The sequence below is a fragment of the Ilumatobacter sp. genome (assembly GCF_039969435.1).
Taxonomy (GTDB): Bacteria; Actinomycetota; Acidimicrobiia; order Acidimicrobiales; family Ilumatobacteraceae; genus Ilumatobacter_A.
Window position 1 is genome coordinate 268,135 of the sequence record NZ_JBDVNU010000017.1, and the last position, 14,005, is coordinate 282,139.

At 67.8% G+C, this 14,005-nt stretch carries 14 protein-coding genes; 7 read left to right on the forward strand and 7 right to left on the reverse strand.

What is annotated here, in order from left to right:
- Positions 1-151: 151 nt before the first annotated feature.
- Positions 152-1,519 (forward strand): hypothetical protein, encoded by a 1,368-nt coding sequence (locus ABJK40_RS10235; RefSeq protein WP_348479103.1) that lies wholly within the window; start codon positions 152-154, stop codon positions 1,517-1,519.
- A gap of 164 nt (positions 1,520-1,683) precedes the next feature.
- On the opposite strand, the gene ABJK40_RS10240 is transcribed toward ABJK40_RS10235, so the two are convergent.
- Complete coding sequence (locus ABJK40_RS10240; protein ID WP_348479104.1) at positions 1,684-2,622, reverse strand: sigma-70 family RNA polymerase sigma factor; 939 nt, start codon at positions 2,620-2,622, stop codon at positions 1,684-1,686.
- Positions 2,623-2,849: 227 nt separating this feature from the next.
- Between ABJK40_RS10240 and ABJK40_RS10245 the strand changes: the two genes are divergently transcribed.
- Genes ABJK40_RS10245 through ABJK40_RS10255 form a run of 3 tightly spaced genes read left to right on the forward strand, consistent with a single transcriptional unit; the run spans position 2,850 to position 4,811 of the window.
- The gene (locus ABJK40_RS10245) at positions 2,850-3,191 is read left to right on the forward strand and encodes an antibiotic biosynthesis monooxygenase (protein ID WP_348479105.1); all 342 of its coding nucleotides are present in this window, start codon (positions 2,850-2,852) and stop codon (positions 3,189-3,191) included.
- 47 nt (positions 3,192-3,238) lie between these two features.
- Positions 3,239-4,084: a Bax inhibitor-1/YccA family protein gene (locus ABJK40_RS10250; RefSeq protein ID WP_348479106.1), complete on the forward strand. Its 846-nt coding sequence runs from the start codon at positions 3,239-3,241 to the stop codon at positions 4,082-4,084.
- A 13-nt stretch (positions 4,085-4,097) separates the two neighbouring features.
- Positions 4,098-4,811, forward strand: coding sequence for a hypothetical protein (locus tag ABJK40_RS10255; protein ID WP_348479107.1), 714 nt, complete (start codon positions 4,098-4,100; stop codon positions 4,809-4,811).
- Between the two features lie 9 nt (positions 4,812-4,820).
- Here ABJK40_RS10255 and ABJK40_RS10260 read toward each other — a convergent pair whose 3' ends face one another.
- The 6 genes from ABJK40_RS10260 to ABJK40_RS10285 all read right to left on the reverse strand — a co-directional run bounded on the left by ABJK40_RS10260 (position 4,821) and on the right by ABJK40_RS10285 (position 9,871).
- Entirely contained in the window at positions 4,821-5,792 is a 972-nt protein-coding gene (locus ABJK40_RS10260) for an alpha/beta hydrolase (RefSeq protein ID WP_348479108.1), read from the reverse strand.
- A 49-nt stretch (positions 5,793-5,841) separates the two neighbouring features.
- A complete protein-coding gene (locus tag ABJK40_RS10265; RefSeq protein WP_348479109.1) occupies positions 5,842-6,393 on the reverse strand; it encodes a hypothetical protein in 552 nt (183 codons plus the stop codon).
- Between the two features lie 25 nt (positions 6,394-6,418).
- Complete coding sequence (locus ABJK40_RS10270) at positions 6,419-7,273, reverse strand: DUF455 family protein (protein ID WP_348479110.1); 855 nt, start codon at positions 7,271-7,273, stop codon at positions 6,419-6,421.
- An 80-nt stretch (positions 7,274-7,353) separates the two neighbouring features.
- Complete coding sequence (locus tag ABJK40_RS10275) at positions 7,354-8,010, reverse strand: hypothetical protein (RefSeq protein ID WP_348479111.1); 657 nt, start codon at positions 8,008-8,010, stop codon at positions 7,354-7,356.
- A gap of 95 nt (positions 8,011-8,105) precedes the next feature.
- Positions 8,106-9,587, reverse strand: coding sequence for an AarF/ABC1/UbiB kinase family protein (locus tag ABJK40_RS10280; protein WP_348479112.1), 1,482 nt, complete (start codon positions 9,585-9,587; stop codon positions 8,106-8,108).
- A gap of 23 nt (positions 9,588-9,610) precedes the next feature.
- Entirely contained in the window at positions 9,611-9,871 is a 261-nt protein-coding gene (locus ABJK40_RS10285) for a hypothetical protein (protein WP_348479113.1), read from the reverse strand.
- 113 nt (positions 9,872-9,984) lie between these two features.
- Between ABJK40_RS10285 and ABJK40_RS10290 the strand changes: the two genes are divergently transcribed.
- Genes ABJK40_RS10290 through ABJK40_RS10300 form a run of 3 tightly spaced genes read left to right on the forward strand, consistent with a single transcriptional unit; the run spans position 9,985 to position 13,988 of the window.
- Positions 9,985-10,986 (forward strand): polyprenyl synthetase family protein, encoded by a 1,002-nt coding sequence (locus tag ABJK40_RS10290; RefSeq protein WP_348479114.1) that lies wholly within the window; start codon positions 9,985-9,987, stop codon positions 10,984-10,986.
- 57 nt (positions 10,987-11,043) lie between these two features.
- Positions 11,044-12,393 (forward strand): Trk system potassium transporter TrkA, encoded by a 1,350-nt coding sequence (gene trkA / locus ABJK40_RS10295; RefSeq protein ID WP_348479115.1) that lies wholly within the window; start codon positions 11,044-11,046, stop codon positions 12,391-12,393.
- A 50-nt stretch (positions 12,394-12,443) separates the two neighbouring features.
- Positions 12,444-13,988, forward strand: coding sequence for a TrkH family potassium uptake protein (locus ABJK40_RS10300; protein ID WP_348510252.1), 1,545 nt, complete (start codon positions 12,444-12,446; stop codon positions 13,986-13,988).
- The last annotated feature ends 17 nt before the right edge of the window (positions 13,989-14,005 follow it).

The following is a 14,005-nucleotide window of genomic DNA, read 5'->3' on the forward strand; positions in this document are numbered from 1 at the left end:
CGACCACTTCGTCGGCCGAGCGGGGAGTGCGACGCCGGTGTCGGAATGATGTCCCGTTTCGTTGTCCTCACAATAGTTGCCACTGTCCGTGGTTGTGACAGGAAGCAATTTTGATGGTGCTTGGCAGTCGAGATGCCAGCACTTTCGTGCCGTGGGGCGGAAATTGTCACCCAAGCCGCTCGCGACAGGGGTGTGCCTGGTCGCAGCGACCGCACTCGGAGGCAACTTCGTGGTCGCAGCCGCCGATGATGTTGCGATGTCGTCGTCGTTGACGACGGCCGACGCCGAAGTCTTCGCCGGCATCGATCCGGTGAGGCTCCTCGACACCCGCAACGGGGTCGGTGCCCCGGCACCCGGCCAGTTCGGTCCGGGGGAACTCCGCACGCTCGTGATCGCCGGGGCCAACGGGATTCCGGCCGATGCGACGAGCGTCGCCCTCAACGTGACGATCCCGCGATCCGCCTCCACGACGTCGTTCGTGACCGTGTGGCCGACCGGCACCCCACAGCCGGCCACGTCCACCAACAACGCCACGCCCGGTCAGGCCGTCCCGAACTTCACGATCACCTCTCTCGGCACCGGCGGAGCGATCCAGGTGTTCAACGAGCGCGGCAACACCGACATCGTGATCGACATCGTCGGCTACTACGTCGCTCTCGACTCGGTGGACGGCATGGGGGGTGCTCCGGGATCCGGGAGCAGCACCAACATCCTCAACGGGGCGGGTGCGCCGGCGTTCAGCCTCGGCAACGACGGTGACTTCTACATCGACACGACCAACAACGTGCTGTACGGCCCCAAGACCGTGACCGGATGGGGCCCCGGGGTCTCGCTCGTCGGACCAGCCGGACCTGCCGGCGCAGACGGGTCGACGGTCGACGTGGGTGACGGTGCGCCCGGCGCCGACGGCGATGACTCGATCGGCGACATCTACATCGACCAGTCCACGGGTGACATCTACCGCTTCGACGGGACCACCTGGGTCCTCGTCGGCTCCACGGCGCCTCCTCGCGCAGGAGGATCGGTCGCCGATTCCGCAGCCGCTCTGCCCGTCCCGGAATTGTCGGTGCTCGATCTGCCGGGCAACGACGTCCAGGTCGGCTCCCTCACCGGTCTGCCCGCCGGAACCTACGACGCCTCGGCCACCGTCGACCTCGCGATCGACGCAACCGGCGTGTTGGGCATCGGCGCAGGGATCCAGGCTCGCTGCTGGTGGGATACGAATCCGGCGGTGAAGTTCACGACGTCGTTGACTGCGGCCATCGATCTCAGCCTCAGCCTCGATTTCGTCATCCCGCTCCCCGTCCCGCTCCCGATCGACCTCGGTGAGATCCTCGATCTGGAACTCCCCGGTGTCGCCACGGGGTCGGTCACGGTGCCCGGCACGATCGACGGGACGTCGGCGAATCTGATCTGTGACGCCGGAGCCACTGCCGCACTTCTCGCGGAGATCGACGTTCGCTCGGTCGACATGAGCGCCGTGCGCACGGGTGCCGACATCGGCACGGTCACCTTGTGATCTGCGACTGACTCAAGCGGAACTCCAGATCAACCCCCCGATGAGTCGGATCCGCCACGCGGGTCCGACTCATCCGCGTCCGGGAGCGGTGGTGTCCCGGGACGCGCCACGGGCGCCGACCTCGCGGTCGGCGCCCGTGTGGCGCTCTCTCGATGTGATTCGGGTCAGACGGCGAGAAGATCGCGGGCGCCGGTGTCGCTCGACGGGTGGCGCAGCTTGCTCATCGCTCGAGCCTCGATCTGACGGATCCGCTCACGCGTCAGGCTGAAGTGATCGCCGACCTCTTCGAGGGTGCGGGGCTCGCCGCGATCGAGGCCGAAGCGCAGCTTGAGGATCTCACGTTCCCGCTCGTCGAGGGGGGCGAGCAGGCGCGTGATCTCGTCGGGCAGCAGCGCGGTGGCAGCGACCTCGAACGGGGACTCGGCCGAGCGGTCCTCGACCACGTCGCCGAGTTCGGCGTCGCCGTCTTCTCGGAGAGGCTCCGAGAGTGACAGTGGCTCCGCAGCGAAGCGCAGTGCCTCGGTCACCTTGTCCTCGGGCATCTCGACTTCCTTGGCCAGCTCGGACAGCGTGGCGGGTCGGCCGTACTTGAGTTCGAGGCGGGAGCGAGCCTTCTGCAGCCTGGCGAGCGTGTCGCCGGCGTGTACCGGGAGGCGGATCGTACGACCCGTGTTGGCGATGCCGCGGGTGATGGCCTGTCGGATCCACCACGTGGCGTACGTGGAGAACTTGAAGCCCTTGCGCCAGTCGAACTTCTCGACGGCGTGCATGAGCCCGAGGTTGCCCTCCTGGATCAGGTCGAGCAGTGGGAGTCCGGACGCCTGGTACTTCTTGGCGATCGACACCACGAGACGCAGGTTCGACTGGACGAACTGGCGCTCGGCCTCTTCGCCCTTGCGGGCGACGCGGCGCAGTTCACGCTTCTTGGCCGGGGTGAGTTCCTTGCCTCCGGCGTCGAGCTGTTCGATCGCCTCGTTGCCTGCCTCGATGGCCTTCGCGAGTCGGACCTCGTCGTCCTTGGTGAGCAGCGTGTACTGCCCGATGTCGGTGAGGTACAGACGGACGAGGTCTTCGTCGTCACGTTCGACTCGATCTTTTGCCACCATCGACTCCTTGGAAGTGTTGGAACTCGCTCGGCTTCGGTGTTCGTGTTCGTTGTGTCTTCGGACTCGTCGACCTGTTCGATCCGCTCACGCCCGGGACGAGTGTGGTAGTGAGGCCGTTGGCGAGACGTGGGTCACGATACCCACGCGGTGAGGCCCCTCAACTCCGAAAGTCGAGTGGTCCGTCCGGTATCGCTTGTTCAGATGAGCAGATCGGGAGTATCACAATGACAGATGGCCGTGATGATGCCCTGGCCGCCGGCGATGTGGAGATCGCGGTCGTCACCATGAGCTTCGACGCCCGCGACGCCGCAGGACTGCACGCCGTGCTGTCGAAGTACGTCGTGCTGACGCGCATGGTCGACGGGTGTCGCAACGTCGACCTCTGCGCGAGCACCACCCGCCCGGGTCGCATGCTGATCGTGCAGAAGTGGGACCACGCCGAGGCGCAGCGCGCCCACTTCGACTCGTCGCTGATGATCGAGATGGCGCGGTCCTGCGACGGTCTGCTCGCTTCGGCGCCCGACATCGATCTGTGGGACCCACTCAGCGCTCACGATCTGAAATGACGCGTCGCGCAAGCCGTTGATCCGCAGACGGATATCCTGGAGCGACCATGTCGAATCCGTTTTTCAACGAGAAGAAGATGAACGAAGACGCCAACGGCTGGGCGGCGCCCACGAGCGCCGCCGCCGTCGCGTCCAAGCCCCAGGGTTTCCCCGCGGAGCCGGACGGCGCGCTGCACCGGCCCATCCACGACGGCCCCACCAGTCGATACCAGTCGCAGGTGATGACCGTGAACGGCGTCATCACGGCAACCGCCGTGCTGTTCACGATCTTCCTCGTGGCGGCGTCGGTCGGATGGTTCACGTCGACGACGAACGCCGAGGGCAACTTCGAACCGGCCCCCGGAATCCTCATCGGTGTGATCCTCGGCTTCGTCGCCGTGATGGTGGCGTACCGCAAGCCGACGTGGGCGAAGTTCCTCGGACCGGTGTACGCCCTCAGTTACGGCTATGCGGTCGGGGCGATCTCACGGATGTACGAAGCCTCCCAGAACGGCATCGTCCTGCAGGCGGCCGGGGCGACGATGGCGGTGTTCATCGTCATGCTGACCCTGTACCGCACCGGAATCATCAAGGTCACCGAAGGATTCCGGCGCATCGTCATGGGCGCCACGCTCGGGGTGATGGTGCTGTACCTCGTGTCGATCGTGATCAGCCTGTTCGGTGGCGAGATCGGTTTCATCAACTCGCCCAGCCTCCTCGGCATCGGTTTCTCGGTGTTCGTCTGCGCCCTGGCCGCATCGAACCTCGCCCTCGACTTCGACCTCATCGAGAAGGGCACGGCGATGAAGATGTCGAAGGACTACGAGTGGGTCGCGGCTCTCGGCATGGTGGTCACCATCGTGTGGCTGTACCTCGAGATCCTGCGGCTGTTGTCGAAGCTCAACCGCCGGTGACCCCGGTGCGCCGGTGACGCCGGTGCCGGGCGTCCGCCTGTTCGAGTCGATCGTCGTCGCCGGAGTCGCCGCACTGCTGGGTGCGGCAGCCGGATGGACGCTCGGACTGGCCGTCCCCGGTGCGGTGGTCGCCGGTGCGAACGGAGCGGTGTCGGGATGGCGCGGTGTCTACGACTGGCGTCGGGTCACGGGCATCACCGCCTTCGTCCTCGACTCCACGTGGTCTCTCCTGATGACCGCAGCAGGTCTGTTCGCCAACACCGTGTCCCGACTCCAGCGCGACTCGGGCTACGTGGACGCGCTCTCGCGTCGCCAGAACCGCCACGTCCACCGTCGGGGGTTCATGCCGCGCACGGGCTTCGCCACCACGGTCGGCAACGTGATCGGGGGCGCGGGCGACATCGACCAGCCACGGCGCCGTCGTCTGATCACCGATCACGAGGACGTCCACTGTTGGCAGGCCCGTTGGCTCGGTCCGTTGTTCCCCGTCCTCTACGGAGGGTGGACCGTGCTCGCCGGGGCCGCCGGCATGGTGGTCTGGGTGGTGGCCCGCCGCGATCAGCCCTTCGCGAAGGTGGTCGAGTCGAGCGCGTACTACCTCAACCCGCTCGAGTGGTGGGCGTACAGCCGCGACGACCACTGGCCGCCGTCGGGCAAGGTCGCGGGGCTCGGCTGGAGCCGTCCCTGCTGCCGACCCCTCGCCGCTGTCCGACAGCGCGCCGACTGAACCTCGGCGTCAGCGCGTGGCGGCGAGGGCGCTGCGCAGCGCCTCGTCGAACTCGTCGGGCGATTCCTGCTGGGTCCAGTGTCCCGGGCCGTCGATCATGAACGTTCCCCGGTAGTCCGGCAGCGACGTCTCCATGCCGTGGACGTAGTCCATGCGGTGGGCGATCACCATGTCGCGAGTGCCGCCGATGAACGCGCACGGCATCGGCGGTGCCGGCAGCCCGCGTGTGAGCTCCCAGTTCGCATCGAGGTTGCGGTACCAACTGATCGGGCCGAAGAACCCGCTGTGGGTGAACTGTTCGACGTAGCGGTCGAAGTCGGCCTGAGCGAGCCAGGGTGGGAGGCCGTCGGGCGGGCCGGTCTCGCCCGTCCAACTGTCGAGCAGGCCGGTGCCGGCGAGCGGCGGCAGGTCCTCGGTCGCCGTGGGTTCACGCGCCGATTCACCGGCGCCGCCCCAGATGATGGTGCGCAGCGAGCGAGCGATGTCGGCATCGAGTTCGAGTTCGACCGGCCCGACCTCCTGGAAGTAGAGCATGTAGAAGAACCGGTCGCCGTACATGGCCCGGAACAACTCGGTCGGCTGCATGGGCCAGGGCGTGTACGGAACGCTGACGTTGATCACGGCGTTCACGCGATCGGGATGGAACCGGGCGAGGTCCCACACCACCAGTGCGCCCCAGTCGTGGCCGACGAAGGTGGCGGTCTCGGCACCGACGTCGTCGAGCAGTGCGATCAGGTCGGCCGACAGCAGGTCACTGCGATAGGCGGCGACGTCCGTGGGAGCCGACGACGACGCGTAGCCGCGCTGGTCGGGGATCAGCACCCGCCATCCGTCGGCGACGAGCGGATCGATCTGATGGCGCCACGAGTGCGAACTCTCGGGCCAACCGTGGCACAGCACGATGACCGGACCGTCCGATGGTCCGGCATCGATCACGTCGAGTTCGATGCCAGGCGCTGTCGTGATCCGTCGTGACTCCACCCGTGGACAGTACGCCAGCGGCAGCGCGGGACGACGATCCGAGTCGGCGTCAGGTGCCGGGGAGGTCGGACCAGGAGAGGCCGTCGGCCGCCCACAGGCGGTCGAACGCGGCGTCGGTGTCGTCGCCGAACCCGAACCGGTTGCGGAAGTCGTAGCGATACTGCTGCTCGACCGGCCCGAGGCCCAGCCGTTCGAGCCGGCCCCCGCAGTACGCGTCCCATGCTGCGTTCTGAGGGTTCGTCAACTCGGTGTCCTGCGGCGCATCCTGGAAGCGACCGCTCAGCCGGTCTGCCGCTCGCAGCAGCATCCGACCGATCGACAACCGGGCACGCGACTCACCGAAGGTGGTCAACGCCTTGGTGTTCTCCAGCGCTCCGCTCTCGAATCGGAGACGGACCGTCGCGTCCGACGACGACCCGTCGACGGCGGCTGACATCTTCGACAGCGGCGTTCGTTCGTCGACGTCGACGACGATCGGGTTCGTGACGCCGACGCGCTCGGCCAGTTCGCGCACGATCGAGACGATCCTGTCGGCGTCGTAGGCGACGAGTGAGAACCGTTCGGGAGTGACGGTGACGAGAGGTGAGGTGGACGTGGTCATCGAGGAATCCACGCAGCCCGGACGATCAGACGCCGGCGACTTCGCGTGCGCGACGCACCGCTGCCTTGCGTTCCTCCAACGCGTCGTGGTCCATCGACGCGATGGTGTCGACCTCCTCGTCGGTGAAGCCCGCGAGTTCACGGAACCGACGTGCGAGACCGATCGGGCTCTCGTCGCTCTCGCCTCGAGCGCCTCCGAAGCTGAACAGCTTGTCCACCACCTGCTGGAACTCGAGAGCCTTGGCGCGCCGCTCGGGATCCTTCTCGGTGACCTTGCGCAGCCAGTCGGACCCCATCTTCACGTGGGTGACCTCGTCGGCGAGCATCCAGTCCTCGCAGAACTCGAGGAAGGGGTCGCCGGCGAGTTGGCCGAACTCCTTCATCTGCGTGAACACGTCGATCGCGAGTCCTTCCAGCGCACGGTTCACGCCGGCGAGGCGCAGCACCGGGTCGTTCGAGCACGCCGCCTCGAAGAGGACCGTGTTCTCCTGGAACTGGCCGATCTCGGTACCCATCCAGTCCGAGAGCTTGGCGCTGATCTCCACGTGGCGAGCCTCGTCCCAGGCCTGGCGGGCCATGTCGAGCTTGAGTTCGAAGGGGATCGTGTCGCCCGTGCCGTCGCCGGCCGGGAAGTCGTGGGCGGTGCGCCCGGCGCCTTCGAGCGCCTGGATCTCACCGACCATGATCCCGTGCATCAGTCCACGAGCGGCGTCGGACGCATCATGGCGTTCGGGAGTGAGCCGGTTCGACGCGCTGCGACTCCTGGACTTCGACTTCTTGACGCCGACGGCGGAACGCGTGTCGCGCATCCGCTCGGCCATGTTCGTCTGCACGAAACGGTCGTCTCGTGCGAGGTCTTCGACCGGAAAGAACTGACGCATGTGGATCCCCTTGCCCTGCTGCGAATGTGAGGTCGACCCCACCGTACTCGCGCGATCGCGCAGGCATCCGGTCGTGAGGGTCAGCCGATGCTGCCGGGGCCGCAGATGCCGCCGGCTTCGACCATGATCGCTTCGAGCCTCGACTGCTGAGCGGTGGCCCGCTCGACGTGTTCGGGCGTGGTGATCAGCGACTGCAGCATCATCTCGCCGTCCCGCCAGTCGTCGAACTCGTCCTGCAGCGCGAACTTCAACGACCGGATGGTGGGCGCGTCGGTGATCTCACTCGTGTTGTTCATGTGGAAGGTGTACGTCGCGATGAAGCGCGGGATCAGCACGCGGTAGACGCCGACGAGTTTCTCGATCGTGAGGTCGGGTCCCTCCGGCTCGGTCATCGCGTCCATGAAGCGCTCCATCGCATCGTTGGCGGGAACCGTGAGCCGTTCGGGCTTCATCTCGCGCAACTCCGGGAGACGCTTGTGCCACAGTTCGGCGTGCCACGCGTGGTGGTAGCAGTGCGTGCCGAGGCGCAACTTGATGTCGAGTTCGGGCACCGTCGCGACCCACCCGCCGAGTGCCTCGAACAACTTCATCTCGGTCCACTTGTAGTTGCCGACACGACGCGCGGTCTCGGCGACGTCGAACGAGCCCGGCAGGTCGCGGCGATCCCACGGGGCGAACGGTGAGCGACCGGGTGAGCCGGACGAGTGGGTCGATGTGGTGTCGGTGTCGTCGGCCATCGAGCCCGATGGTAGGCGGCGGCGTGGCGTCGCCAAGCACCGCAGTCGGCTCCTCGACGGACCGCAGCGAGTTCTCGGGAGGGGGAGCCGGACCGTCAGTGACCGGTGCGGGTCGCCTGCCATGCGGCTTCGGCCACACCGAGTTCGGTCGCCGGTTCGCCGTCGTCGATGTACTCGAGCAGCATCGCGCGCCACGGACCGCGTGCGTCGAGCTTGCCGAGGATCGCGCTCACGCCCCAGATCACGCGATCGAGGATCACGAAGCTGGGTGGCATGTTCAACTTCTCGATGACCGGACCGTGCGGGCCCTGGACGTCGAAGATGGTGGCGAGGGTCTCGCGCATCCACTCGCGCGTGAAGGTGAACTCGTCGCTGAGGTACGGCGTGTAGGGACTCGACACGTAGTCGTAGACGAGTTGAGCGTCGAGCCCGTGCCCGGACTCGAGGAACCCGGAGTGCTCCATCCGACGCACGAGCAGTTCGGGGTCCCGATCCACGATGATCGCGTCCATGGCCGGCTTGAGCGTCTCCCACTCGTTCGGCGCCCACCGCTTGACGAGGCCGTAGTCGAGGAAGCTGATGCTTCCGTCACGGTGGAACCGGTAATTGCCGGGGTGGGGGTCACCGTTGAAGATGCCGTAGCGGTGGATCGCGTTCTGCGAGAACCGCCAGAGGACCTCGGCCGACAGCTGCTTGGTCGCATCGCTCGCGGTGGTGCGAAACTCCTCGAACGACAGACCGTCGATCCACTCGGTGGTGAGCAGGCGTGCGGTCGAGAACTCGGGGACGAGCTTCGGGATGCGCACCCACGGGTGACCGGCGAAGCGCCGCTCGAACTCGGCGACGTTGCTCGCCTCGAGTCGGTAGTCGAGCTCCTCGCGCATCCGGCCGCGCAGTTCGTCGACGAGGCCCTTCGCGTCGAGTCCCTTGAGCATCATCGAGGAGAACATCGCGTACATCACCTCGGCGGCGTCGAGGTCGCTCTCGATCGCCTCGTGCACGCCCGGGTACTGGACCTTGACGGCCACGTCGCGGCCGTCGGGGGTGACCGCGCGGTGGACCTGACCGATCGACGCTGCGGCCACCGGCATGTCGGTCCAGTCGAGGAACACCTGCTCGGGCGGCCTGCCGAGATCGCCGCGCACGACGTCGGCGGCGAGTGACGGTGCCATCGGCGCGGCATCGGCCTGCAGCGTGGCGAGCGCCGCCTGGGCCTCGTCGGGCAGGGCTTCGAAGATGAAGGAGATGAGCTGGCCCGCCTTCATCAGCACGCCCTTCATCTCACCGAGTTCCTTGGCCACGTCGGCGGCGGTGCGGATCGCGAACTGTTCGTCGAGTTCGGCCCGCCGTTCCTCCGCGCTGCCGATCCCGCGGACGCGGGTGACGGCATAGCGCGCCGAGTTGCGGGCGGTGAGTTTCCAGACCTTGGCCGAACGTCCGAAGCGGCTGGTGATCGGCGATGCGACGACCCGGTCGCGGGCCGTGTCGGTGGCGACGCGGGCCTGGGTGCCGGCGACCTTGCCGGCCCGCTGGGCAGCAGCCGCGAGGCCCGCAGCCAGCGCCACCATGGACGCCATCGACGCGACCGTGCGCCTCTGCATCAGGCCCGCCGTGCCAACGGGTCGACGTCGAGGACGTCGGCCGGGATCGGCTCGCCGGTGACCTCGTCGGTCCAGTACGTGCCGTCGGCGAGTCGCGCGAGCGCCGCTTGGACGCCGTCGAGGTCCGACTCGATGCCGACCAGATCGATCTCGCCCGGTCCACCTGCGTCAGGCACGGTCGAATCCGCCGGATCGGTGGCCGCCGGGCCGTTTCGCTCGCCAGGGTCGTCCGCGGTCGGGTCGTCGACGGCTTCGTTCACGGGTGCGACGCTATCTCCGGCAGCGGACCGCTCCGGAACCCTGTCCGAGGCGCCGACCGCTCGAGCCGACGCTTCGTGATGGCCGGTGCCCGAACGCGGCCTAGCCTGATCGGGTGCCACTCGAGAACGTCACGTCCAGCGCGCAGACGTCGCCGCTCCTGGCGCTCTCGACCAGCGAATCCGACCGGACCCGCGTCGAGGCGGCCATGCACCAGGCGGTCATCACGCCGGATGCGTACCTCACCGAGATCGCATCGCACCTGATCGTCGCCGGCGGCAAGCGGCTCCGTCCGGTCCTCTCGATCGTCGCCGCCCAGATCGCCGGTGAGTCGGCGTCCGACGACGTCGTCCGCGGCGGAGTCTCGTGCGAACTCGTCCACCTCGGGTCGCTCTACCACGACGACGTGATGGACGAAGCCGACACCCGACGTGGCGTGGAGACCGTCAACGCCAAGTGGGGCAACCTGCAGGCCATCCTCGCCGGCGACTTCCTGCTGTCGCGAGCGTCGGAGATCGCGGCATCGCTCGGCACCGAGGTCGCAGGCCTCCTCGCTCGCACGATCGGTTGGCTGTGCGAAGGGCAGATCGAGGAACTGCGGTTCACCTACGACGTCGCCCGCACCGAGGAGAGCTACTACACCTCGATCCACGGCAAGACGGCCTCGCTCTACGGCACTGCGGCGCGCATCGGAGGCATCGTGGCGGGTCACGACCAGCACACGATCGACGCGCTGACCGAGTACGGCAACGCGTACGGCATGGTCTTCCAGATCGTCGACGACATCCTCGACGCCACCGCCACGGACGAGGAACTCGGCAAGCCTGCGGGCCACGACATGGTCGAAGGCGTCTACACGCTGCCCGTGTTGCGCACGATGGCGCTCGGCACGTCCGATGCCGACCGCCTGGCCTCGCTGTTGGGTGCCCCACTCGACGCGCGGCAACAGCAGCGTGCGCTGGCGATCGTGCGTGCCAACGACGGCGTCGGCTCGGCCATCGACACCGCTCGCGACTACGTCGGACGCGCCACCGCCGCGTGCGCCGGATTCCCCGACACCGAGGCCACCGCCGCCCTCGTCGCCGCTCCCGCCGCGCTCCTCGCCGGCGTCACCTGACCCTCCGGCGCCCGACGGTGGCGGCGCGATGCGGGCAGACGCGTCACACTGGTCGGAATGCATGTGATCATCGTGGGCGCCGGCGAAGTGGGGCGCTACCTCGCTCAGCGACTCGGTGCCGAGGGCAACGACGTCGTCATCATCGAGCAGAACGAGGCGGTGGCCGCCACGATCGGCGAGGAACTCGACGTCCAGGTGGTGGTCGGCAGCGCCACGGTGCCGTCGACGCTCGCTGCCGCCGGCGTCGACCGCGCCGACATCCTGGCCGGCGTCACCCAGAACGACGAGGTCAACTTCATCGCCTGCCTGCTCGCGAAGGAGGCGGGGGTCAAGCAGACGGTCGCGCGCATCCAGACCGAGGAACTGCGTGGACCGGCCGGCAAGACCCTGCGGGAGGCGATGAAGGCCGACCTGATCATCGACCCCGATGCCGACACCGCCGACGAGATCATGGAACTCGCCCGCGTGTCGGGTGCCGACGAGGTGTACCGCATGTCCGACGGCGACCTGCTCGTGATCGGTGCGGTCATCCAGGAGGGCTCGGCGTTGGCGGGGAGCACGCTGGCCGAGATCGGTGCGAGCTTCGAGCCGAACTGGCGGTTCCTGTTCGGTGCACTCACCCGTCACGGGGAGACCGTGATCCCGCGCGGCGATCAACGCCTCGACATCGGCGACCACGTACGCGTGCTCACCACGCGAGACACCCGCGACGAGATCCTCGAACTGCTCGGGGCCAAGCACCGCAAGGCGAAGCGCGTGATGGTCCTCGGTGGCGGAGCGGTCGGTTCGCGTGTGGCCGAGCGACTGACCGACGAGGGTGCCGAGGTGGTGCTGGTCGAGCAGGACCTGGATCGTGCGAAGGAGTTGAGCGAGCAGTTGCCGTTCGTCACCATCGTCAACGGCGACATCGAGGACGTCGACCTGTTGAACGAGGAGTCGATCACCCGGATGGACCTCGTGATCGCCGCGACCGGCGACGACGCGGCCAACGTGCTGGCGTGTGCGTTCGCGGCGACCGAGAAGCGGACGTTCACGGTCGCGGTGCTGCACCGACTCGCGCTGCTCCCGCTCGTGCGCCAGTTCGGGATCGACGCGGCGCTGAGCCCGCGCACCGCGTCGGCGAATGCGGTGTTGCGTCACGTGCGTGGTGGTACGGCATCGGTCGCGACGTTCCTCGAGAGCGACATCGAGGTCGACGAGTTCGCCATCGAGGTCGGGTCCCATGCCGACGGGGTGCGCGTTGCCGACCTCCACCTCCCGCACTCGATCGTGCTCGGCGCAGTGATCCGCCCGGGCGCGCCGGGGGAGATCGTGCGCGGCAGCACCGTGCTGCACGGTGGCGACAACGTCGTCGTGTTCGCGCGCCCCGACTCGATCCCCTCGTTGCTCAGGGCCTTCTCGAAGTGAACGACGTCAACCGGTCGCACCGGGCGCGCCACGATCCGGATCCACGATCGTTGTTCAATCCGCGTACGTCGGTCTTCGGTGGTCGCGGGGAACGGTTGCTGCAGGCCGACCGGCGTCCGACGCTGACCGGGCACATCGTGGGCCTCACCGTGACGGTCGTCGGCGTGGGCATCGCCTTCTCGGGAGTGGTCGAACTGATCGACGGCGGGCCCGACGTGGTCACCCTGTTGCTGATCGGCATCGTGATGGGCTCGATCGGTGCACTGCTGTGGCGTTCGACGATGACCCCCAAGCAGATCCGCGTCCTCGACGTGTTCACGGCGGTCACCGTGACCTGGCTGATCATCGCCGTGGCCGGTGCGATCCCGTACGTGCTCACCGGTCACTTCGAGAGGTGGGACGACGGTCTGTTCGAATCGATCTCGGGCTTCACGACCACGGGAGCCACGGTCACGCCCGACATCGAGTCGACGTCGAAGGGTCTGCTCTTCTGGCGGTCGACCACGCAGTGGATGGGCGGGATGGGAGTCATCGTGCTGGTGGTCGCCGTGTTGCCGACCGTCGGCTCGGGCGGCATGAGCCTGATGCAGGCCGAGGCGCCCGGCCCCACCGGTGAGCGCCTCACGCCTCGGGTCCGCGAGACGGCACGTCGACTGTGGGCCGTGTACATCGGCTTCACCGGCGTGCTCGCGGCGGCGTACTTCGTTGCCGGGATGAGCGTGTACGACGCCGTCAGCCACTCGTTCACGACCGTGTCGACGGGAGGATTCTCGCCGTACCAGGCGTCCATGGGCCACTTCGACTCGGTCGCGATCCAGTGGATCTCGATCGTCGGCATGTTCCTCGCCGGCGGCAGCTTCACGCTCTACTACCGGGCGCTGCGGCGCGACCCGAAGCCGTTGCTCCGATCGACCGAGTTCCGGGTGTACGGCGCGGTCGTGCTCGCGGCGACCCTGTGGGCGTTCCTCACGTCCGGCACGTCGGGTGGTCAGCCCGGAGGATTCCGCGACGCGCTGTTCACGACCGTGTCGACCATGACCACCACCGGATACGTCTCGACGACGTACGGCCTGTGGAGCCAGACGGCGCAGTCCGTGCTGCTGATCGCGTTGCCGATCGGCGCCATGGCCGGCTCGACGGCGGGAGGCGTGAAGATCCTGCGCGTGATGGCCGTGGCGAGTTTCGCTCACCGTGAGGCGTTGCGACACCTCCACCCGAGGCTGGTGAGGCCCGTGCGCGTCGGGAACGGCATCCTCTCCGACGACGTGGCGGGCAAGGTCGTCGGGTTCCTGCTGCTCACGCTGGTGGTCTTCGGTGGTGGGTCGTTCTTCATCGCCGCGACCGGCCCGGATCTGATCACGTCGTTCTCCGCATCGGCGACGGCGCTCGGCAACGTCGGGCCCGGGCTCGGCGACATCGACCACACCGGCGACTTCCTCGCGATCCCGCGCGCCGGTCGCGGCGTGGCGATGATGCAGATGCTGCTCGGTCGCCTGGAGATCTACCCCGTGATCCTGGCGCTCAGCGTCGTGACGTTGCGCCTCCCGCGACTCGGTCGTGCCCGCCGCTCGCGTCCCCGCCACGAACACATCTGACGCGCCCGTGCGCACCG

Excerpts from the sequence above, each read along its gene's own strand:
- ABJK40_RS10270 (WP_348479110.1), bottom strand. The coding sequence starts at position 7,273 with ATGCGTCAGTTCTTTCCGGTCGAAGACCTCGCACGAGACGACCGTTTC.
- ABJK40_RS10265 (WP_348479109.1), bottom strand. The coding sequence starts at position 6,393 with ATGACCACGTCCACCTCACCTCTCGTCACCGTCACTCCCGAACGGTTC.
- trkA (WP_348479115.1), top strand. The coding sequence starts at position 11,044 with ATGCATGTGATCATCGTGGGCGCCGGCGAAGTGGGGCGCTACCTCGCT.
- ABJK40_RS10275 (WP_348479111.1), bottom strand. The coding sequence starts at position 8,010 with ATGGCCGACGACACCGACACCACATCGACCCACTCGTCCGGCTCACCC.
- ABJK40_RS10250 (WP_348479106.1), top strand. The coding sequence starts at position 3,239 with ATGTCGAATCCGTTTTTCAACGAGAAGAAGATGAACGAAGACGCCAAC.
- ABJK40_RS10280 (WP_348479112.1), bottom strand. The coding sequence starts at position 9,587 with ATGGCGTCCATGGTGGCGCTGGCTGCGGGCCTCGCGGCTGCTGCCCAG.
- ABJK40_RS10245 (WP_348479105.1), top strand. The coding sequence starts at position 2,850 with ATGACAGATGGCCGTGATGATGCCCTGGCCGCCGGCGATGTGGAGATC.